This window comes from Micromonospora sp. GCM10011542, assembly GCF_042650685.1.
Classification (GTDB): domain Bacteria; phylum Actinomycetota; class Actinomycetes; order Mycobacteriales; family Micromonosporaceae; genus Micromonospora.
This window is the reverse complement of sequence record NZ_JBHSBO010000047.1, coordinates 72,050-92,739: the sequence shown is the minus strand read 5'-3', so window position 1 is coordinate 92,739 and position 20,690 is coordinate 72,050. Positions and strand designations below refer to the sequence as shown.

At 73.1% G+C, this 20,690-nt stretch carries 17 protein-coding genes; 6 read left to right on the top strand and 11 right to left on the bottom strand.

Going from position 1 to position 20,690, the window contains the following annotated elements:
- The first annotated feature begins 36 nt into the window (after positions 1-36).
- Together ACFOW4_RS17300 and ACFOW4_RS17295 are read left to right on the top strand one after the other, a co-directional pair.
- Entirely contained in the window at positions 37-1,725 is a 1,689-nt protein-coding gene (locus tag ACFOW4_RS17300; protein ID WP_377528871.1) for a DEAD/DEAH box helicase, read from the top strand.
- Positions 1,726-2,085: 360 nt separating this feature from the next.
- The gene (locus ACFOW4_RS17295) at positions 2,086-3,288 is read left to right on the top strand and encodes a class I SAM-dependent methyltransferase (RefSeq protein WP_377528869.1); all 1,203 of its coding nucleotides are present in this window, start codon (positions 2,086-2,088) and stop codon (positions 3,286-3,288) included.
- Positions 3,289-3,301: 13 nt separating this feature from the next.
- On the opposite strand, the gene ACFOW4_RS17290 is transcribed toward ACFOW4_RS17295, so the two are convergent.
- Complete coding sequence (locus ACFOW4_RS17290; protein WP_377528867.1) at positions 3,302-3,748, bottom strand: hypothetical protein; 447 nt, start codon at positions 3,746-3,748, stop codon at positions 3,302-3,304.
- Positions 3,749-3,913: 165 nt separating this feature from the next.
- Here ACFOW4_RS17290 and ACFOW4_RS17285 point away from each other — a divergent pair, with 165 nt between their 5' ends.
- Positions 3,914-4,330 carry a helix-turn-helix domain-containing protein gene (locus ACFOW4_RS17285; protein ID WP_377528865.1) on the top strand — a complete coding sequence of 139 codons (417 nt, stop codon included), beginning with the start codon at positions 3,914-3,916 and terminating at the stop codon, positions 4,328-4,330.
- 10 nt (positions 4,331-4,340) lie between these two features.
- On the opposite strand, the gene ACFOW4_RS17280 is transcribed toward ACFOW4_RS17285, so the two are convergent.
- The 3 genes from ACFOW4_RS17280 to ACFOW4_RS17270 all read right to left on the bottom strand — a co-directional run bounded on the left by ACFOW4_RS17280 (position 4,341) and on the right by ACFOW4_RS17270 (position 9,236).
- Positions 4,341-5,261 carry a hypothetical protein gene (locus tag ACFOW4_RS17280; RefSeq protein ID WP_377528862.1) on the bottom strand — a complete coding sequence of 307 codons (921 nt, stop codon included), beginning with the start codon at positions 5,259-5,261 and terminating at the stop codon, positions 4,341-4,343.
- 140 nt (positions 5,262-5,401) lie between these two features.
- On the bottom strand, positions 5,402-7,540 hold the full coding sequence (locus tag ACFOW4_RS17275) for a DEAD/DEAH box helicase (protein ID WP_377528861.1): 2,139 nt from the start codon (positions 7,538-7,540) through the stop codon (positions 5,402-5,404).
- Positions 7,476-9,236, bottom strand: coding sequence for a BTAD domain-containing putative transcriptional regulator (locus ACFOW4_RS17270; protein WP_377528859.1), 1,761 nt, complete (start codon positions 9,234-9,236; stop codon positions 7,476-7,478). The genes ACFOW4_RS17275 and ACFOW4_RS17270 overlap by 65 nt, the downstream gene beginning before the upstream one ends.
- Before the next feature lie 141 nt (positions 9,237-9,377).
- Between ACFOW4_RS17270 and ACFOW4_RS17265 the strand changes: the two genes are divergently transcribed.
- Positions 9,378-10,199: a hypothetical protein gene (locus tag ACFOW4_RS17265; RefSeq protein WP_377528857.1), complete on the top strand. Its 822-nt coding sequence runs from the start codon at positions 9,378-9,380 to the stop codon at positions 10,197-10,199.
- A gap of 83 nt (positions 10,200-10,282) precedes the next feature.
- Here ACFOW4_RS17265 and ACFOW4_RS17260 read toward each other — a convergent pair whose 3' ends face one another.
- Genes ACFOW4_RS17260 through ACFOW4_RS17240 form a run of 5 tightly spaced genes read right to left on the bottom strand, consistent with a single transcriptional unit; the run spans position 10,283 to position 14,980 of the window.
- Positions 10,283-11,386: a branched-chain amino acid ABC transporter permease gene (locus ACFOW4_RS17260; protein WP_377528856.1), complete on the bottom strand. Its 1,104-nt coding sequence runs from the start codon at positions 11,384-11,386 to the stop codon at positions 10,283-10,285.
- Complete coding sequence (locus ACFOW4_RS17255; RefSeq protein WP_377528854.1) at positions 11,383-12,273, bottom strand: branched-chain amino acid ABC transporter permease; 891 nt, start codon at positions 12,271-12,273, stop codon at positions 11,383-11,385. Before ACFOW4_RS17255 ends, ACFOW4_RS17260 begins: the two co-directional genes overlap by 4 nt.
- Positions 12,273-13,034: an ABC transporter ATP-binding protein gene (locus ACFOW4_RS17250; RefSeq protein WP_377528852.1), complete on the bottom strand. Its 762-nt coding sequence runs from the start codon at positions 13,032-13,034 to the stop codon at positions 12,273-12,275. Before ACFOW4_RS17250 ends, ACFOW4_RS17255 begins: the two co-directional genes overlap by 1 nt.
- A complete protein-coding gene (locus ACFOW4_RS17245; protein ID WP_377528849.1) occupies positions 13,034-13,777 on the bottom strand; it encodes an ABC transporter ATP-binding protein in 744 nt (247 codons plus the stop codon). Before ACFOW4_RS17245 ends, ACFOW4_RS17250 begins: the two co-directional genes overlap by 1 nt.
- Positions 13,778-13,780: 3 nt before the next feature.
- Complete coding sequence (locus tag ACFOW4_RS17240) at positions 13,781-14,980, bottom strand: substrate-binding domain-containing protein (protein WP_377528848.1); 1,200 nt, start codon at positions 14,978-14,980, stop codon at positions 13,781-13,783.
- 370 nt (positions 14,981-15,350) lie between these two features.
- On the opposite strand from ACFOW4_RS17240, the gene ACFOW4_RS17235 reads away from it, so the two are divergent.
- Both ACFOW4_RS17235 and ACFOW4_RS17230 read left to right on the top strand, forming a co-directional pair.
- Complete coding sequence (locus ACFOW4_RS17235) at positions 15,351-16,685, top strand: TrkH family potassium uptake protein (protein ID WP_377528846.1); 1,335 nt, start codon at positions 15,351-15,353, stop codon at positions 16,683-16,685.
- A gap of 16 nt (positions 16,686-16,701) precedes the next feature.
- Positions 16,702-17,370: a potassium channel family protein gene (locus ACFOW4_RS17230; protein ID WP_377528844.1), complete on the top strand. Its 669-nt coding sequence runs from the start codon at positions 16,702-16,704 to the stop codon at positions 17,368-17,370.
- 47 nt (positions 17,371-17,417) lie between these two features.
- Here the strand turns inward: ACFOW4_RS17230 and ACFOW4_RS17225 are convergent, their stop codons facing one another.
- Together ACFOW4_RS17225 and ACFOW4_RS17220 are read right to left on the bottom strand one after the other, a co-directional pair.
- A complete protein-coding gene (locus tag ACFOW4_RS17225; protein ID WP_377528842.1) occupies positions 17,418-19,064 on the bottom strand; it encodes a protein kinase in 1,647 nt (548 codons plus the stop codon).
- A 71-nt stretch (positions 19,065-19,135) separates the two neighbouring features.
- Positions 19,136-20,689: a fused MFS/spermidine synthase gene (locus ACFOW4_RS17220; RefSeq protein ID WP_377528839.1), complete on the bottom strand. Its 1,554-nt coding sequence runs from the start codon at positions 20,687-20,689 to the stop codon at positions 19,136-19,138.
- Position 20,690 lies beyond the last annotated feature (1 nt).

Sequence of the window (20,690 nt, the reverse complement as noted above, 5' to 3'; positions counted from 1 at the left end):
AGGGGCGCACCCACGAGAGGGCACCCCCAAAACCATATGAGCGAGTTGACTCAAGACCTGTTGGACGGCCAGGAACTGGCCCCCACCGCCCCGGTCCGCCCGGAGGCCCCCACCTTCGCCGCGCTCGGCGCGCGCGAGGAGACCGTCGAGGCACTGGCCGCTGCGGGCATCACCCGCGCGTTCGCCATCCAGGAGTACGCGATCCCGATCGCGCTGCGTGGCATCGACCTGATCGGCCAGGCACCCACTGGCACCGGCAAGACCCTCGGCTTCGGCGTACCGCTGTTGGAGCGGGTCTTCGCGCCGGGCGAGGGCAGCGACGGCGTGCCCCAGGCGCTGGTCGTCGTACCGACCCGCGAGCTGGGCATCCAGGTCGCCAAGGACCTGGCCGCCGCCGGCCGCACCCGGGGCGTCCGGGTGCTGCCGATCTACGGTGGCGTGGCGTACGAACCGCAGATCGAGGCGCTGCGCAAGGGCGTCGAGATCCTGGTCGGCACGCCCGGCCGGCTGATGGACCTGCAGAAGCAGAAGCACCTGCGACTGGACCGCGTCCACGCGCTGGTGCTGGACGAGGCCGACCGCATGCTTGACCTGGGCTTCCTCGACGACGTCGAGAAGATCCTGGCGATGCTGCCGGAAGACCGGCAGACGATGCTCTTCTCGGCCACCATGCCGGACCCGATCGTCACCCTGTCCCGGCGCTTCCTGCGCCAGCCGATGACGATCCACGCCGGGCACACCGCCGAGACCGGGCCGTCGCCGCAGACCGAGCAGTTGGTCTACCGCACCCACTCGATGAACAAGGTCGAGGTGGTGGCGCGCATCCTCCAGGCGGAGGGGCGTGGGCTGACCATGATCTTCACGCGGACCAAGCGGGCCGCCGACCGGGTCGCCGAGGACCTCGACTTCCGCGGGTTCGCGGTAGCCGCGGTGCACGGTGACCTCGGGCAGGGCGCGCGGGAGCGGGCGCTGCGGGCGTTCCGGGCCGGCAAGATCGACATTCTGGTCGCCACCGACGTGGCGGCCCGTGGTCTGGACGTCACCGGCGTCACCCACGTCATCAACTACGACTGCCCGGAAGACCAGGACACCTACACCCACCGGATCGGCCGCACGGGCCGCGCCGGGGCGACCGGTGTCGCGGTGACCTTCGTCGACTGGGACGACATGCCGCGCTGGCGCATCATCGACAAGACCCTCGGTCTGGAGATGCCGGAGCCGCCGGAGACGTACCACACGTCCCCGCACCTCTACACGGACCTGCGCATCCCGACCGACGTGAGCGGCACGCTGCCCACCGCCGAGCGGACCCGGGCCGGCCTGTCGGCCGAGGTCGAGGAGGACCTGGGCGGCACCCGCCCCCGCCGGGGCGACAGCGGTGGCCGGGGCTCCCGGCGCGGCGAGGGCCGCAGCGAAGGCCGGGGCGAACGGCGCGGACGGGGCGACAGCCCGCGGGTCCGCTCCGACGCCGGCACGCCGGCCGTCGCCGAGGCGCCCGCCGACGGCGCCGCCGAGGAAGGCACCCGCACCCCGCGCCGCCGGCGTCGCCGCCGCGTCGGCGAGGCGGTCGCGGGCGAGCCGACCGCGGTGATCTCCGCCGACACGACCCCGGCCGAGCCGACCACGGCCACCGCCGACGGTGAGCCGTCGAAGCCGCGCCGCCGCCGGCGCCGTCGTGGTGGCGGTTCCGGTGCGGGTACGCCGGCCGAGGCGACCGCCGACTGACCACAGTGACACCCGACGTCCCCCGTACCGGTCGCCGGTACGGGGGACGTCTCGTTTGGCACGGGTACGCCGATCACCCGCGCCTGCGCTGCTGGTGGCGCTGCTCGGCCCGGACCCGTCGGTCCCCCAGGGGTGCGTCGCCTTTGCTCTGCTTCACTCCACGCAACACCCCGAGGCCTCCACTGTTGCGTCCGTTGAAGCAGAGCAAAGGCGACGTAGGCACCTGGTGCAGACGAGCGAAGCGGGACGCCGAAGTGAGCAGCCGGAGCGAGCCGCCGGAGCGAGCGGCGGGCGGCGACGCAGGCCACCACGCGGTGGACTGCCCATGCCCACCGTGAGCGAGGGAAGGATGATGGAGCCATGCCGGAACCGCTGGACGCCGCCCTGACCGAGGTCCGGGAACTGCTGCTCGACCCCGCGCTGACCCGGGCGGTCGCCGCCGGGCGTCGCCGTGGGCAACGCCCCTCGGTGGTGCGGGCCGAGCTGCGGCCGGTGACCCTCAAGGCCGGCCCCCGGCTCCAGATTGCCACCTCCGACGGCTCCCGCCCGTACACGCGCAATGTCGCGCCCGGGCTGGAGACGGCCGAGGCGGTCGACGCGCTGCTGGCCGAGCCGTTCGGCAACTGGCACGTGGAGACGGCCGAGGCCACGCTGCAGCTGCGGGTGACCAAGTCGGGTGAGGCGCAGGTGCACCGTGCCGCGACGTCCCGGCCGGCGCCGACGCCGGGCGGACACGACCGGGAGAAGGAGTACCTGCTGGACCCGGGTGACCCGATCTTCGCCGAGATCGGCGGCTCGGCGGCGAAGCGCCGGCAGGTGGACGCCTTCCTACGGGCGCTGGCCGCGACCCTGCCGGACGACCTGACCGGCCCGCTGCGCGTGGTGGACCTGGGCTGCGGCAACGCGTACCTGACCTTCGCCGCGTACCGCTACCTGGCCGGCCGGGGGCTCGACGTCGAGCTGGTCGGGGTGGACGTGCGCGAGGACCAGCGGCGACGCAACACCGAGCTGGCGCAGCGGTTGGGCTGGGGCGAGCGGGTCAGCTTCGTGGCCGGCACGATCGCCGACGCCGTGGTCGAGCCCGCGCCGGACCTGGTGCTGGCGCTGCACGCCTGCGACACCGCCACCGACGAGGCGCTGGCCCGCGCGGTGCGCTGGCAGGCCCGCTGGGTGCTCGCCGCCCCCTGCTGCCACCACGACGTCGCGGCGCAGCTGCGTGCCCACCCCGCGCCGGCCCCGTACGAGCTGCTGACCCGGCAGGGCATCCTGCGTGAGCGCTTCGCCGACGTGCTGACCGACTCGCTGCGCGCCGGGCTGCTCCGGCTGCACGGCTACCGGGCCGAGGTGGTGGAGTTCGTCGACTCCCAGCACACCCCGCGGAACCTGCTGATCCGGGCCCGCCGCACCGGCACCGCCGCGACCGGCCCCCAGCAGGCCGAGTACCGGCAGCTCGTCGACCAGTGGCAGGTCGCTCCGAGGCTGGAGACCCTGCTGTCCGCCGACGGCGCGCGGCTCGACGCCGACCCGGGCACCGCACCCGCCCCGGCGAGCGACCGCAGCTGACAGCCGGACGGGGCTAGCGGCGCCGTTCGCCGCCGGTACCCCGACCGAACCCGCGCTCGCCCCGGTCCAGCGACGGCACCCGCTCACCGCCGCCGCGGTGCGCGGCCCGCTCCGTCTCGCCGGACCCGGCCGGGAAGGGCACCACCGTGCCCGGGCTCTCCGCGTTGCCGGCGGCGGCGAAGGCGTTCCAGGAGATGTCCACCAGCAGCTTCTTGACCTCGGCGTGCCGGACGGCGGCGTTGTGCTGCAACGCCATCCGGGAACCCAGGATCACCCCCACCAGCGTGGTCGTGATCGCGCCCGTCGCGGCCAGCACGTGCGCTCCGGTCGCCGCCTCCGTACTGACCACCAGGACCAGCAGCCAGATCCAGAACCCGGCGGCGAAGACGCCGGCCTTGGCGACGAAGAAGAGGCTCACCGCACCGGGCTGGTACGGCTGGGGACGGCTCGGCTCGGCCATGGTGCTCCTATCGCTTCCTGCGGTCCGACGACATGATGCTGCCCGGAAAAAGTCCCGTCGACGGGACAGTTTGTGCGGTCAGTCAATTGTTTCCGGCCCGAGGAGTACTACCCTCAGAAGTCGCATCGTCCCAGTGCTACGGCCGGGAGGGGAAGACCCGCAGGGATGGGTTCCGCAGAGGTTTCGCCGCAGATGGCCTTCGCCCGCTTCGTCCGGCGAGCCATCGACGATGCCCGCGACGAACGCGGTTGGACCGTCACCGACCTCGCCTCGCACACCGGTGTCGGCCGCTCCACCGTGTTCCGCTGGCTCGCCGGTGACTGGCAGGACTACCCCGAGCTGGCCAAGGTCCGCGGCTTCTGCGCCGCACTGGACCTGCCGGTCGCGGCGGCGTTCCGGGCGCTCGGGCTGCCCGACGCCGGCCCCACACCCCGGCGGCGCAGCGACGAGGGCCCGGTGGAGGCCGACGTACGGGTCATCCTGGACCGGCTCGCCGACCCCACCGTCCCGGCGGAGGAGAAGCACCACATCCGCGACCTGCTCCGCTACCTGGCTCGCCGTCCGGTCCGCCGCGCCGGCTGACCCACCCCCGTCAGGGGACGGTGAGAGTGAATTCGGCGGTGTGCACCTGGCCGGCGACCTGGAAGTCCAGGTAGAGGCGGTAGCGGCCCGGGCCGGGTGTGGTCAGCCAGAACTTGACCGCTCCGCCCACCAGCTCAGCCTCGGGATGCACGTGCAGGTAGCCCAGGTCGCCCTCGCGTAGCGCCACCAGGTGCCCGTACGACCCCAGGTAGCGCTCCAGCGTGGCGCCGCCACCGTCGGCTCCGATCCGGAAGGTCAGCGGCACCGTCGCGCCGGCCTGCGGGGTGCCCTCGTAGGCCACGGTGAACCCGTCGACGGTGGTCGAGGTGGCCGGCGCCGGCAGGGGGCGGGGCTGGTAGCCCCCGGGCGAAACCAGGTCCGTGCCGAGGGTCACCGCGGTCTGCCCGCCATCGTCGGAGACCGCCGTGAAGTCGGCGTACGCGCGCCAGACGCCGGGCTGGGGCAGGGTGAGTGGCACGGTCCAGGTGCCGTCCGCCGCCATCGTCGGGTGCAGGTGCTGGTAGCCGGTCAGGTCGCGACGGACCACGACGAGGTGCATCGGCTTGTCGTGCACGACGGCGAACCGGGCGACCGGCCGGCGCTGGGCGTCACGTACCTGGAACCGCAACTGGCCCGGGCGGCCCGCCGGGAAGTCGGTGGCCAGGGGGACCAGGGTGTAGCCCGCGGAGCTGACCGCGAGACCGCCCGCCTCGCTGCCGGCGCCCTGGTCGGTGGCGGTGCCGTGGTCGTGCGGGGCGGTGCCCGGCGAGTGGGGGTGGTCGGTCGCCGGCAGGGCAGTGCCCCCGGGCGCGGCGCCGGCGTTGAGCCGACCCAGGCCGAAGCCGAGCAGCACCGCCAGCACCAGCCCGCCGACCACCAGCGCGAGCCGGAGGGTGCTCCGGTCCGGCGCGGCGGAGACCTGCTCAGGCACTGCCGGCGTCCAGCGCGTATCCGGCCTCGTCGACGGTCATGGCGCCCACGGTACCGCCGCTCCGGCCTGGGGCCGGCCGGTCCCCGAACGGCGTGGCGACGGTCGCAATCGGCCCGACCCGGGAACTTTTCCGCGGCGGGTCAGCCCGCGACGCCGAGGGCGAGCGGGAGCACGTCCGGCGCGCCGGCCCGGCGCAGCTCGCGAGCCACCATCGTCAACGTCCACCCCGAGTCGACCAGGTCGTCGACGAGCAGGACCGGGCCGGTCAACCCGTCCAGGGCGCGCACCAGGTCGGCCGGCACGGTGAAGGCGTCGTGCAGCGCGCGTACCCGTTGGGCGCTGTTGCCGCGCGGACCGCCGGGACCGCCCGGTCCGGTCGGGGTGACCTGGCCGAGCAGCGGCAGCCGGCCGACGGCGGCGATCCGCTCCGCGAGCGAGCCGACTAACCGGGGCCGCCGGCGGGAGCCGACCGCGACCACCGCCACCGGGCGGCGGGGCCACGGGTCGTCGCCGTGCGCCCATGCCTTGAGCACCTCGACCACCGCGGCGGCCACGTCGTCTGGCACCGGCGCGTCGGGCGCCTCCGGGCCGAGAAGGTCCCGCAGCCGTCCACCCCAGCCCAGGTCGGAGAGCCGGCCGACGGCCCGCCCGGGCAGTGCCTGCTCCGCGGGGGCGATCCGGCCCTTCAGCGGTACGCCGACCGCGTCCAGCCCGGTCGGCCAGAGCTTCTTGGGGGCGATCTCCACCCCGGGGCGGCCCAGGAAGGTCTGCGCGGCGGCGAGCGCGGCTGTCGACACGTCCGCGGAGAAGAGCGGATCCGCGCACCGGTCGCAGCGGCCGCAGTTGGCCGCCCCGGTGTCGTCCAGGCATTCCCGCAGGTACCGCATCCGGCAGTCGGGCGTGTCCGCGTACTCCCGCATGGCCTGTTGCTCAGCGGTGCGCGCCTCGGCGACGCGGCGCAACCGGGCCTCGTCGTAGACCCAGGGCTCGCCCGTGGCGAGCCAGCCACCGCGGACCCGGCGGACCGCGGCGTCCACGTCGAGCACCTTGAGCATCAGCTCCAGGCGGGCCCGGCGTAGGTCGACGAGCGGTTCCAGGGCCTGGGTGGAGAGCGGGCGGTCGGTGTGCAGGGCGGCCAGCACGGCCCGGACCTGCTGCTCCGGGGGGAAGGCCAGCGAGGCGAAGTAGCGCCAGATGGCGGCGTCCTCGGCGCCGGGCAGCAGCAGCACCTCGGCGTGCTCGACGGCGCGGCCGGCGCGGCCGACCTGCTGGTAGTAGGCGATCGGCGAGGGCGGCGCGCCGAGGTGCACCACGAAGCCCAGGTCGGGCTTGTCGAAGCCCATGCCGAGCGCGCTGGTGGCGACCAGCGCCTTGATCTTGTTGTCGAGCAGGTCCTGCTCGGCGGCCCGGCGGTCGGCGTCGTCGGCCTGCCCCGTGTACGAGGCGACCGGGTAACCCCGGGAGCGCAGGAACTCGGTGGTCTCCCCCGCCGCCGCGACGGTCAGCGTGTAGACGATGCCCGAGCCAGGGAGCTGGTCCAGGTGATCGGCGAGCCAGGCCAGCCGGTGCGCCGGGCTGGGCAGGTCGAGGACGCCCAGGCGCAGCGACTCGCGGTCGAGTGTGCCGCGCAGGACGAGGGCGTCCCCCAACTGCTCGGCCACGTCCTGGGTGACCCGGGCGTTGGCGGTGGCGGTGGTGGCCAGCACCGGAGTCCGCTCGGGCAGGTTGGCGAGGAAGGTGCGCAGCCGCCGGTAGTCCGGCCGGAAGTCGTGCCCCCAGTCGGAGACGCAGTGCGCCTCGTCGACCACCAGCAGCCCGGTGGTCGCCGCGAGCTGTGGCAGGACGCCGTCCCGGAAGTCCGGGTTGTTGAGCCGCTCCGGGCTGATCAGCAGCACGTCGACCGCTCCGGCCTGGATCTCGGCGGTGATCTCGTCCCACTCGTCCAGGTTCGCGGAGTTGATGGTGCGGGCCCGGATACCGGCCCGGGCGGCCGCCTCGACCTGGTTGCGCATCAGCGCCAGTAGCGGCGACACGATGACGGTCGGCCCGGTGGTCTCCACCCCGGCGGTGTCGGTGCGCTCGCGGAGCAGGGCGGTGGCCACGAAGTAGACCGCCGACTTGCCCCAGCCGGTGCGCTGCACGCAGAGCACCCGCCGCCGGTCGACGACCAACGCCTCGATCGCCCGCCACTGGTCCTCGCGCAGCCGGGCATGCTCACCGGCCAGCCGGCGCAGCACCGCCTCGGCCCGCTCCCGTACCACCGCTCGATCCTGGCTCATCCGGCATTTCTACCAGGGGAAGGAAGATGAGGAGGTCGCGCAGGGAGTCGGTGAGCAGCGGCGGGAGGAGGCAGCGGGCGGCCAGGTCCTCCATCGAGCCGTACGGACCGCGCAGCCAGCGGTCCATCACCACCTGTCGCGCCTGGCCGGCGGTGATCCCGGGCAGTCCGGCGATCGTCCCCTCCGCCACCGCGTTGATGTCCACCAGACCGCCGTCGTCGAAGGTGCGGGGCAGATCGGGGCGGCCGATGCGCAGCTCCTGCCGCGCCGCCGGGTAGTGGTAGAGCAGGTACCGGGCCTGTTCCCGGCGGACCCGGCGATCGTCGACCGCCGACCCGGGTGACGGCCTGCCCCGCTGCTTGATCGTGGACCAGACCACCCCGTTGAGCAGGATCGTGTGGACGACGCCGAGCACCCACCCGAGCAGCCAGACGATGATCACGGCGCCTTCGACGTCGCTCACCTCGTCCGGGTCCCCCGAACCGACCACGCCGATGAACGTGACGGCGAGCGCCAGGTAGCCGAGGGCGGCGAGCCCGTTGCGCCAGCTGCGCCGCCAGCCGGCGTAGGCCATCACCACCACCCAGGTGAGCAGGCCGAAGGAGAACATCGCGAGCAGCGTCGCAACAATGGTCGCGCTGACGCTGAGCCAGCGCGGCATCACCGACGGCCCGCCCGGGTGGGGCGAATGCCCGGCCGGCCACGCCGGCCCGAACGGGGTGGGCGCGGCGCCGACGGCCGGCGGGATGGCCGCTGGGCCGGGCACCGGGTCCGGTGCACCGATCGGCTGGGCCGGTACGGCGGGCGCCGCGGTGCGGCCGGCGCGGATCGCCGCGGCGGCCTGGTCGGCGGAGCCGGTGGCCGGCATTGCGGGTGCCCCGGCCGTCACCGTCCGGGGCGGCTCGGGCGCGTTCGGCGGCGTCGCCGCCAGCGTCGGGTCCGAGCGCAGGATGCGTCGGTGCAGCTCCCGGAGCGCCTCGCCCGGCTCGATGCCGTACTCCTCCCGGAGCAGGTCGCCGAACTCCCGGTACGCGGCGAGCGCCTCCGCCTGCCGGCCGCTGCGGTAGAGGGCGAGCATGAGCTGGTGCCGCAGCCGCTCCCGGACCGGGAACTCGGCCACCAGCTCCACCAGCTCGCCGATCATCTCGCGGTGCCGCCCGAGGTCCAGCGTCAGCTCGGCCCGGGTCTCCAGCGCGACGGCCCGCAGCTCCACCAGGCGATGCCGGGTGGCCTCGAAGACCGACCCGGTGAACCCGGCGAACGGATCCCCGTGCCAGAGATCCAGGGCAGTGGCCAGCTCGGTCAGCGCCTCGCCGGCACGGCCCTCGGCGCGCTGCTGCCGAGCCCGGTGGATCCCCCGCTCGAAGCGGACCGCGTCGAGCGCCTCCGGGCCGACCCGGAGCAGGTAACCGGCGTCGGTCAGGCTGAGCACCTGACCCGGCGTACGCGGCGAGCGGTCGGGCTCCAGCACGCGGCGCAGCCCGGCGACGTACTTCTGCACCACGTTGGGGCCGTTCGCGGGCGGATCCTCCGGCCAGACCGCCTCGATGATCTGCCCGGTGGACACCGGGCGACCGGCGGAGAGCAGCAGCACGGCCAGCACCGCGCGCTGTTTACCGGGACCGAGGTCGATCTCCTGGTCGGCGTACCAGGCCCGCTGAGGCCCGAGGATCTCGAAACGCAGCGTTCCTGACATGCGAGTTTCCGCTCCTGACACCCCCGGGAGGCCGGACGGCAGTGCCCGGCAGCCGGACGGCAGCATATCGGCAGCCGGACCGCCGTGCCGGACGGCAGCATCGTCGTCGGCAACCGCCACGCAGCGAGAAAGAGATATGCGATGACACAGGCAACGGGCAGCGCCGGCACCATTCGACGGACGGTCGGCACGGTCGCCGCCGTGCTGGGCACGACCATCCTGCTCGGAGGGTGCGGGCCGAAGAGCGAGCCGGCCGCTGCGCCGCAGGGTCGCCCGGCCACCAGCCCGACCACCAGCCCGAAGGAGGCTCTACTCGACGCCGTTCCGGACGGCACCGAGGGGACGTTCCGGTTCAGCGGCAAGGACGCGTCCAGCACGCACACCGGCCGGATCGACCCGGAGGCGAAGGCGTTCGAGATCAACACCGTCATCGCGCCGGACTCCGACGGCATCACCGCGAAGATGTCGTTCCTGCTCGTCGGCGACAGGGTCTGGATGAAGGCGAAGTTCAGCGGCCAACCGGGCCTGCCGAAGTTCCCGGACAAGTGGATGACGCTGGACCGCACGAAGCTGACCGACGGCGCGGGCATCCCCTCCTACGACGGCGCGGACCAGGGCAACGCCGGTCCACTCATCGAGGCGGCCACCTCCGTCGAGGAGCAGAGCCCCGGACGGTACGTCGGAGTCATCGACGTGAGCGCCGGAAACGCGGCGAAGGCGCTGGAGGAGGGCGAGGCGGCGGCGCTCGGTGCGGCCGCGAAGAAGGTGCCCTTCACCGCCATGGTCGGGGCGGACAAGCACCTGGCCTCGCTCACGTTGAAGATCCCGGCCGCCGGCAAGGCGAAGGCGTACGACTACGTGGTCACGTACGCCGACTACGGCAGCACACAGAAGATCACCGTGCCGACCGGCAGCGCCGTGACGAAGGCGCCGCCGATGGCGTACGAGATGTTGAACGGCTGACCCACGACGCAGCGGGCGGCGGCCACACGGGGGGCCGCCGCCCCGCTCTTGGTCGTGACAGGCAGGGCGGCGGCGGGCCGGGGTCAGCGGGGGGTGCGGAGGCTCCGGCGGAGGTGGGTCAGGCGGGGGGTCAGGCTGGCCAGGCCGCCGGGGAAGAAGTAGACGGCCAGGATGAACACCGTGCCCAGGACGAACAGCGGCTGGCTCAGCGGTCGGCTGAGGACCGCGGGCAGCGCGTCCACCGCGTCGCTCGTGCCGAAGGCGGTCAGGCGGTGGTCCAGGTACATGTAGAGGACGCCGCCGAGCACCGGACCCCAGCGGGTGCCCGGGCCGCCCAGCACCACCATGACCAGCAACGACAGGGTCAGCTCGGACGAGGTGATGTGCGGTGACGCGCCGCCGACGATCAGGCAGTAGACCACCCCGCCGGCCGCCGCGAGCCCGCCGGCCAGGGTGAACGCCACCAGCTTGTAGCGGTACGGGTCGAGCCCGAGCACCCCGATCCGCCGCTCGTCGTCGCGCAGCCCGGCGAGCACCCGCCCGGTCGGCGAACCGCTCACCCGGTGCACCACGAAGACCACCACGGCCAGGTAAGCCAGCGCCAGCCAGTACAGGTTGACGGTGTTGGTCACCCCGACCAGCGCGGCGGGCAGCCCGGAGACGTCCAGCGGCAGGCCCTCCTCGCCGCCGGTCAGCCCGCCGAAGTCGCGGGCCACCAGGATCGCGCCGACCTGGGCGAAGGCCAGCGTGACCATGGCGAAGGCGATGCCCACGGTACGCAGCGCGACCGCGCCGAGCAGCGCGGCGAGGATCGTCCCGCCGGTGATGGTGAGCAACGCCGCCTGCCACAGCGGCAGGCCGGCCCGGGTGATGAGGATGTCGGTGCCGTACACGCCGGCGGCGAAGTAGAGCGCGTGTCCGAAGGAGAGCATCCCGGTCCGGCCGAACAGCAGGTCGTACCCGGCGGCCAGCCCACCGAAGATCAGGCAGATGGCGAGCAGTTGCAGGGTGCCGGGCGAGTTGACCGGCCCCTCGAAGACGCCGGGCAGGGAGATCGTCGAGTACGGCAGGATCGCGAAGACCGCCAGCGCCACCAGCGGCAGGAACGGGCGCACCCGATGCCACCGGCCCCGCTGCGGAGTCAACTCGTCGGGCACCTGCGCGGGAGGCGCGTCGATCAGCGTCATGCCGTTGCCACCTTTCCGGCGATGCCCTGCGGGCGCAGCAGCAGCACCACGGCCAGCAGCCCGACCACGCAGATGTCGCCCAGCCCGGACGTGCCGTAGTAGTTGACGAACTGTTGCAGCAACCCGACGACGACCGCCGCGTACGCGGAGCCGACCACCGAGCCCATCCCGCCGATCACCACCACGATGAACGCGAAGATCAGCAGCGAGCCGCCCTGCCCGGGCGAGACGGTGCCGAAGTAGACCCCACCGAGCGCCCCGGCGAGCGCGGCGGCGGCCCCGCCGATCGCGAAGACCAGGGTGAACGCCTTGCGTACGTCGATGCCGAGCGCCGTCACCATCTCCCGGTTCTCCACGCCGGCTCGGATCACCAGGCCGTAGCGGGTCCAGCGCAGGAAGGCCAGCAGCGCGCCGAGCACCAGCACCGCCGCGATGATCAGCAGCAGGCCGCCGTTGGGCACCTGCGCGCCAAGGATCCCGGTCACCTGCCGGGTCCAGTCGGGGCGGGGGAAGGTGCGGGCGTCCGCACCCCAGGTGGCCTGCAACAGCGCCACCCCGGCCAGCGACAGGCCGACGGTCACCAGCACCTGCTCGATGGTGCGGGTGTACAGCGGACGGATCAGCACCAGCTCGACCAGCACCGCCACCAGCGTGCCGGCAGCCACCCCGAAGGCGACCGCGAGCACGAAGCCGAACCCGTCGCCGCCCGCGCCGGGCAGGTTGCCCGCCGCCCACCAGGTGGCGTACGCGCCGACGCCGAGGAACAGCCCGTGCGCGAAGTTGAGCACGTCGGCCAGGCCGAAGACCAGCGACAACCCCGACGCGACGAGGAAGTAGAGCGCCGCCAGGCCGAGCCCGGTCAGCGTCAACAGGATCACGGTGCCCATCAGTGCCCGTCCTTCCGCGCGGCGGCCGGCGTGCCGGTGTGCCGTCCGTCGCCGGACCCGACACCGAGCAGCGACCGGGTCAGCGCCGTCTCCAGCAGCAGCTCGCGGGCGTCTCCGGTCCAGGCCACCCTGCCGGCGGCCAGCACCACCGCGTCGGAGGCCAGTCGCCGGACCACCGCCAGGTTCTGCTCGACCAGCAGCACCGGCACCGACTCCGCGACCCGTTCCAGCACCTCGGCCACCTCGGTCACCACCTTCGGCGCCAACCCCTTGGTCGGCTCGTCGACCAGCAGCAGCCGGTTGTCGTTGAGCAGCACCCGACCGATCGCGAGCATCTGCTGCTGCCCGCCGGACAGCGAGCCGGCCCGTTGCCGTCCGCGCCGGTCCAGCTCCGGAAAGAGCGCGAACACCTTGTCGTACGCCGGGGTGGTGCCTCGCCGTTCGGCCAGCCGCAGGTTCTCGGCGACGGTGAGGCCGGCGAACACGCACCGGTCCTCGGGCACGTAGCCGAGCCCGCCGCGGACCAGCCGGTGGGTGGGCCGGTCGAGCAGGCTCTGCGCGCCCATCCGGATGGTGCCGCGCACCTCCCCACCGCGCGGGGTGAGCCCGACGATGGCGCGCAGCGTGGTGGTCTTGCCGACGCCGTTGCGTCCGAGCAGGACGGTCACGCCGGTCGGGGCGACCGGGAAGGACACCCCCTGGAGGATGTGCAGCCCGGCGATCCGGACCGACAGATCCTCCACGGTGAGGATCGGTTCCATCAGAGCGACTCCCCCAGGTAGGCCTCTTGCACTGTGGGATTGGCCATCACCGTCGCCGGGGTGTCGCAGGCCAGCAGCGCGCCGTGGTGCATGACGGCGATCCGGTCGGCCAACTCCAGGATGACGTCCATGTGGTGCTCCACCATCAGGACCGCCCGTCCGCTGTCCCCGGTCAACGACTTGATCACCGCGACGAGTTCGGGCACGTCCTCGGCGCTGACCCCGGCCATCGGCTCGTCGAGCAGCATCACCCGCGGCTCGCCGGCGAGCAGCAGAGCGATCTCCAGCTTGCGCTTCTCGCCGTGGGCCAGGGTGCCGGCCAGCGCCGTACCCCGGTGGGCGAGGCCGACCCGGTCCAGCGCCGCGTCGGCGGCGGCGGCCACCTCCCGGTCGGCCGCCGCCCGCCGCCACAGCTTCATCGAACCCCCGCGGTACGCCTGCACGGCGAGCCGGACGTTCTCCCGCACGCTGAGCGAGCCGAAGACCGACGACGCCTGGAAGGTACGGCCCAGCCCGAGGCGGGCCCGCCGGTGCGGCGGAAGCGCACCGATGTCCTGCCCGTCCAGGGTGATCCGGCCCTCCGTGGCCCGGCGCAGGCCGGTGATCAGGTTGAACAGGGAGGTCTTGCCGGCGCCGTTCGGCCCGATCACGCCGAGGAACTCCCCGGGCGCCAGGTCGAGGTAGACGCTGTCGACGATGGCGACCTCACCGATCCGCCAGGTCAGACCGCGGGTGGCGAGCATGGGTCAGCCCTTCATGGCCACGGCCGGCGGCGCGGTTTCGTCACCGGTGAGGCTCTTCTGCGCGGTGGCCGTGAAGGCGGTGCCGCTGCCGGTCAGCTTGGCCTGGAACATCGGCTGGAGCAGTGCGTGGTCCGCGGCCCGGATGGTCATCTTGCCCTTGACCCCGTCGAAGCTCCAGCCCTCCAGCGCGGTGACCATCTTGTCGACGTCATCGCCGCCCTCCTGCACGGCACGGACCACCATCTGGGCGGCGGCGAAACCGTCCGGGTGGAACAGGTCGATGGTGTTCACCTTCGCCTTCAGCGCCTTGCTGGCCTCGGTGTCGCTGGCCCCGTCGAAGTAGTGCGACAGGAACGAGATCTTCGCCCCGGCCGCGCCGAAGGTCGGCCAGGAGGCGCGGATGTCCAGGCCGGTGACGACCGTGGTGGAGGAGAGCACGCCCTGCTGGTCCAGGCTCTGCCACATCGCCGGGGCGGTGGTGCCGGCCCAGGCGACGAAGAGCAGGTCCGGCTTGGCGGCCTTGATCTGGCTCGCGAACGGGGTGAACTCGGTCGCGCTGGCCGGAGCCCGGACGCTGCTCACGGTGGCGCCGGCCCCGCCGATGACGTTCTTGACGGCGGCCTCGTTGGCGTCGCCGAACGCGCCGTCCTGGGCGAAGACCACGACCTTCCTGCCGCTCGGGTCGCCGATGAACGACTTGGCGGTCACCACGTCCTGGTACGACTGCCGGCCGGAGCGGAAGGTGTACTTGTTCGCCCCGGTCACCGCGTCGGTGGCGGCCGGCCCGGAGATGAACAGCACCTTGTTCTGGGCGGCGATCGGCGCCACCTGGAGCGCCACGCCGGAGGCGGTGGACCCGGCAATGATCTTCGTGCCCTTGCCGACCAGGTCCTTGGCCGCGGAGACCGCCTTCGCCGGGTCACCGGCGTCGTCGACCTCGGTCAGCTCGATCTTCCGGTCGCCGACCTTGCCGGTGCCCTTGGTGGCGTAGTCCAGGCCGGCCTTGAACCCCTCGATGTACTGCTTTCCGTAGCTGGCCAGGGCTCCCGACTGGGAGTACACCAGGCCGACCTTGACCGGCGCGGCGCTGTCGCCGCCGCCGGTGGCGGTGTCCTGCGGGCTGCCACAGGCCGTGGCGGCCAACGCCGCGGCCATCATCGTGGCGGCGGACAGGAACGCCCGCCGCGTGTGCCGGACCGTCATCGCGACTCCAGGTGAGGACAGGATGCATGTGTCGGCTCACGCTAGAAGTGACGTCACCCACGGGCTATGTGGCGGAAACACACAAGTAACAGGAATGGGGTGGCCGACCGTTACAACGGCCTCGGCGCCGACGAAACGGCACGGCTGACGCGTGGCCCGCCACCCCACCGAGCACCGGGCCGCTGTGTCGCCCCGCGCCACCCGCCGCGCTTCACCCGGGATGCCCCACGAGCCTCGAGGCTTGATCGAGGGAACCACCCCAGCAGACCGGCTCGGATCGACCGGGAGTTGGTCGACGACTGGCCGGCAGGTGAATCTCCGGAATGTGCGTTCCCGCTCCCCGCCACCGGCGGAAACGGAAGATTGTGTGGTGCGCTGGCTTCTCCGCAATCCCGTGCGGCTGGTGCCGCTCGGGTTCCTGCTGCCGATCCTGCTCGGCACCGGGCTGCTGTCGCAGCGCTGGGCGACCGCGGAGCACCAGCGGCCGCCCCTGATCACCGCCCTCTTCACTTCCACCTCGGCGGTGTCGGTCACCGGGATGGCGGTCACCGACACCCCCAACTACTGGTCCGGCTGGGGCCTGCTGCTGATCACCCTGCTCACCCAGCTCGGCGGCCTCGGCATCCTCACCGTCGCGGCGCTTGTCGTCCTCGTGGTCTCCCGCCAGCTCGGGCTGCGCAACCGGCTGCTGGTGCAGGCCGAGACGGCGGAGTTCGGCATCGGCGACCTGGGTCGGTTGCTGCGCCGGATCGCGGTGACGGTCTTCGCCTGCGAGGCGGTGATGACCGCGCTGGTCGCCGGCCGGCTCTGGTTGGCCTACGAGTACGGACCCGGCTCGGCCCTCTGGTCAGGGGTGTTCCACGCCGTCCAGGCGTTCAACAACGGCGGCTTCGCGCTCTACTCCGAAGGTCTGCTGGCCTTCGACCAGGACCCGTGGGTGGCGCTGCCGTTGGCGTTCGGCGCGATCGTGGGTGGGCTCGGGTTCCCCGCCCTGTTCGAGGCGGTCCGGGGGTGGCGGGCGCCGGCCCGCTGGGCGGTCGCCACCAAGCTGACCATCTGGGGCAGCGTCGTGCTGGTGCTGCTCGGCTTCGCCGGGCTGCTCGCCGCCGAGTGGACCAACCCCGCCACCATCGGGCAGTACGACGTACCGGGCAAGATGCTGTCGTCGTTCACCCAGATCGCGTTGAGCCGGACCGGCGGCTTCAGCGTCATGGACGTCACCGCCCTCACGGAGGAGAGCTATCCGCTGCTCATCGTGCTGATGTTCATCGGCGGCGGCAGCGCCAGCACGGCCGGCGGGATCAAGGTGTCCACGTTCTTCCTGCTCGCCTTCACGATCTGGGCGGAGCTGCGCGGCGCGTCCGACGTGACGGTCGGGAACCGCCGGGTGGCCACCGCCAGCCAGCGGCAGGCGATCACCGTGGCGCTGATCAGCGTCGCGCTGGTCGCCATCGGGACGATGACGGTGCTCCTGCTCACCGAGGGCACCGTCTTCGTCATGGCCCTGTTCGAGGTCACCTCCGCGTTCAGCACCACCGGTCTGAGCGTCGGCCTGGCCGGGTCGTTGCCGGCCAGCGGGCAACTGGTCCTGACCGTGCTCATGTTCATCGGCCGGATCGGGCCGCTCACGCTCGGATCGGCGATCGCCCTGAACACCCGGCGCGCGCTCTACCGCTATCCGCAGGAGCAACCCGTTGTGGGCTAGGAGGAGGAGCGTCGGGATGTCTGCCAGGCGTACGGACGACGGCGGCGTCGTGGTGGTCGGGCTGGGCCGGTTCGGCTGCCACCTGGCCGGTGCACTGGCGCGGATGGACCACGAGGTGCTGGCCGTCGACCGCAGCCCCGAACAGGTGCAGCGTTGGTCGGGCCAGCTCGACCGGGTGGTGCAGGCCGACTCGACCGAGGAGGGGGCGCTGCGGCAGCTCGGCGTCGCCGAGTTCCAGCGGGCGGTGGTCGCCATCGGGGCGTCGCTGGAGGCGAGCGTGCTGACCGTGCTGGCGCTGGCCGAGCTGGGCGTACCCCAGATCTGGGCCCGCGCGACCTCGCAGAAGCACGCCAGGATCCTGTCGTCCGTCGGCGCCCACCACGTGATCTTTCCCGAGGCGGAGACCGGGGAGCGGGTGGCGCACCTGATCGTCAGCCGGTTGCTGGACTTCATTGATTTCGGTGACGACTTCGCGATCGCCACCGTCCGGGTACCGGAGAGCCTGGCCGGGCGGACGCTGCTCGACCTACGCCCGGACGCGCGCTACGGGGTCCGGGTGATCGGCGCGAAGGTGCCCGGCGATCGGTTCCGGTACGCCTCGGACGAGACGGTGCTCCCCCGGGGTGGGGTGCTGGTCGTGGAGGGTGGCTTCGACCAAATCCAACAGTTCGCGGGGCTGCGCTGAGCCGCCTCACTTCTTCCCGCCGCCGTGCCCCTTCCCCTTACCCTTCGCTACTTTCCCGCTTTTCCCGAACCACCACCGGACCCCTTGCCCTTGCTCGGCTTCTCCGGCTTGGCCTTCGTCGCCCCACCGCCCGAGCTGGAACTGCCCGAGCGGGAGCCGCTGCGAGCCGTGGTCGTCCTCGTGGGGGCCTTCGACGTCGCCGCCGTACTCGGCGCGGCGGTCGACGGCACCGAGCCGGCCACCCCGGAGACGCGTACCCCGCAGGTGGCGTCGCCGAGCCGGAACTCCACCGGCAACTGGTTCGCCCCGGTGTACTTCCCGCTCAGGGTGAGCTTCTGGGTCGCGCCGGGCGCCAACGTGGCGCGGTCGGCCGCCGGCCGGACCAGCACCGTGCGCCCCTCCTGCCGGACCGGGGCGGGCTCCGCCCGGGTCACCGTCTGCTGCCCGGGGAAGGTGAAGCTCATCGTCCAGTCGCGCAGTTCGCGGTCCCCGGTGTTGGTGAGGCTCAGCTCGGCGGCGAAGTCCTTGCCCGAATCGGCGCGCAACGCGTACGCCACCTCGCAGGGCGCCGCCTGCGGCAGACCCATCCGGGCCTCCGTCGGCTGGTCCGCACCGCCGCTGGCCGGGGTGCGGGAGGTGAGCCCCCACATCGTCGCGGTGACCGCCATGAGCCCGGCGGCGGCCACTCCCGCCTCCACCCGCCGGCGCCGGCTCGTCGCCCGCCGTTTACGGTCGCGGGTCCGCGAGAGCGGCAGCGCGTCGGTCGCCGCTGACCAGGGCAGGATCGTGGTGCCGGCGTTTGCCAGCTCGACCGGGTCCAGCGGCCCGGCCGCCGGTGAGACCGGCACCGCCGCCAGCATCCCGGCCGCGTCGGCAAGGGTCCGGGCCAGCTCGGCGGTGGCCGGCCGGTCCGCGGGCCGCTTGGCCAGGCAGCGCCGCACCAGGTCGGCGACCTCGTCGGGCAGCCCCGGCACCTCCGGCATCGGCTCGGGGTCGTTGTACATGTGGGCACGCAGCATCTGGGTGGTCGTGCTGGCCTGCCAGGGCAGCCGGCCGGTGAGCATCCGGTACAGCAGCAGCCCGACGGCGTACACGTCGGTGGCCGGCGAGACCTGACCGTTGTCCAGCCGCTCGGGGGCCAGGTACGCGGGCGTGCCGAGCAGCGTCCCGTCCGGTCCCTTCTCGCTCTCCCCCACCAGCGCGGAGATGCCGAAGTCGACCACCTTGACCCCGGTCGAGGTGAGCATCACATTGCCCGGGGTGACGTCACGGTGCACCACACCGCGGACGTGCGCGGTGGCGAGAGCCGAGGAGACCTCCGCGCCGATCGTCACCGCCTCCCGCCAGGGAAGCTGCCTGCCGCCGCCCAGTCGGGCGGTCAGCGAAGCGCCGTCGACCAGCTCCATCACCACGTACGGCACGGTCAGCCCGCCCTGCACGGACTCGCCGTAGTCGTACACGTTGGTGATGTTGGGGTGGCAGAGCCGAGCCGCGGCCTGCGCCTCGATCCGGATCCGGTGCCGGAAGGCACGGTCGCTGGCCAGCCGGGACGCGAGCACCTTCACCGCGACCTGACGGCCGAGCACCTCGTCGTAGCCGCGCCAGACCACGGACATGCCACCCGCGCCGAGCTGCTCGATCAGCCGGTACCGCTCACCGAGGAGTTGCGCGTCGTTCCGGTCCCCACCACCCATGGTGGTCGTTGTTGCCCGCGACCAGGCCCGCTACACCTCAAGGGTCGGAATCGGTCAGAATTGTCACCCGTTCAGGCGGTCGCCAGCAGCTGGTCCACCGGGGCGAAGTCGTCGGTCAGCACCAGCGCGTCCCCGACGAACTCGGTCAGCTCCGCCCCGGAGAGCATGCTGACCTGCGGGTCGACCACGCCCAGCCGCTTGCGCAGGGCGTCCAGCGGCAGCGGCGCGTCGGAGGCGACGATGACGAAGTTGGCACCCTGCTGCTCGGCCAGCGCCTGCGGCGGGGCGATCAGCGCGACGTGCGCGAACTCCGCGGCCACGGTGGCCACCTCGGCGCGGATGAACCGCAGCGGCGGATAGTCGATGACGTTCTGCGTGTAGATCCCGCCCGGACGGACCACCCGCCGGATGTCGGCGGCCATCTCCCGGGTGGCCAGGTGCCACGGCACCACCAGGTGGCCGAACGCGTCGCCCACGACCAGGTCACGGCTGTCCGACGGCTCGCCGGCGAGCAGCATCCGGGCGTCACCCACCACCGCCCGCAGCCCCGGCCCCGGGCGTACGCCCAGCTCGCGCTCGCCCAGCTCGACCAGCCCGCCGTCGATCTCGAAGACCACGTTGTCGGTGCCCGGCCGGGTGGCGGTCAGGTAGCGCGGCACGGTGAAGCCGCCGCCGCCGAGGTGCAGCGCGTCCAGCCGCTGGCCGGCCGGGGCGGCCACGTCGGCCACCGCGCCGATCCACTTCGTGTACGCGTACTCCAGGTGCTTCGGATCGGCCAGGTCCACGTACGAGTGCTGGGCCGAGTTGAGCAGCAGCGTCCGCCCGCTCGGCCGGCCCGGGTCGGCCTGCACCCGGGCGCAGTGGTACGCCGTCTCGACGTCGCACGGGTTGGGGGCGATCGTGGTCAGCCCCGCCCCGAGCAGGCCGAGCACCGCGAGCGCGGCCCGGGTCCGGGCCGGACCGGGCAGCTCGGTGCGCGTCTGCCGGCGTAGGTGGACGCCGAGGCCGATGCCGGTGACCCCGAGGGCCACCGCCAACGCCAGCAGGATCACCGTGCTGGGCACTGCGGCGACCAGCACGAAGCCGGTGAGCAGGGTGGCGGTGATGCCGCCCAGGGTGCCGATCCCGGAGAGCCGGCCGACCACCTGACCGGTGCGGCGCAGGTCGGCGAGCTGGAGCTTGACGACCAGCGGGGTGACTGCGGCGAGCAGCGCCGCCGGCACGAAGACGGCCAACGCGACGAGCAGCAGGATGGCGCTGGCCGCGCCGCCCCGCAGCACCTCGCCGGCGTAGCGGACCACCGGCAGGGTGACCGCGGTGGCGATGCCGGCCAGCACCAGTGCGGGCGCCAGCAGGCCACGCGGGTCACGCCGGTCGGCCAGCCAACCGCCGGACCACGCCCCGTACGCGATGGCGGCCAGCGCGATGCCGATCACCGAGCTGGTCACCTGGAGGGTCACCCCGACGTACGGGCCGACCAGGCGCAACGCGACCGTCTCCAGGACCAGCACGGCGCCGCTGGCGAAGAAGACCAGGAAGGCGGCGAGCCCGTTGGGCAGCGCCCGGCCGGTGGTCGACACGGGCGGGGCCGGCGGGGCCGCGACATCGGACGGTTTGAAACTCATC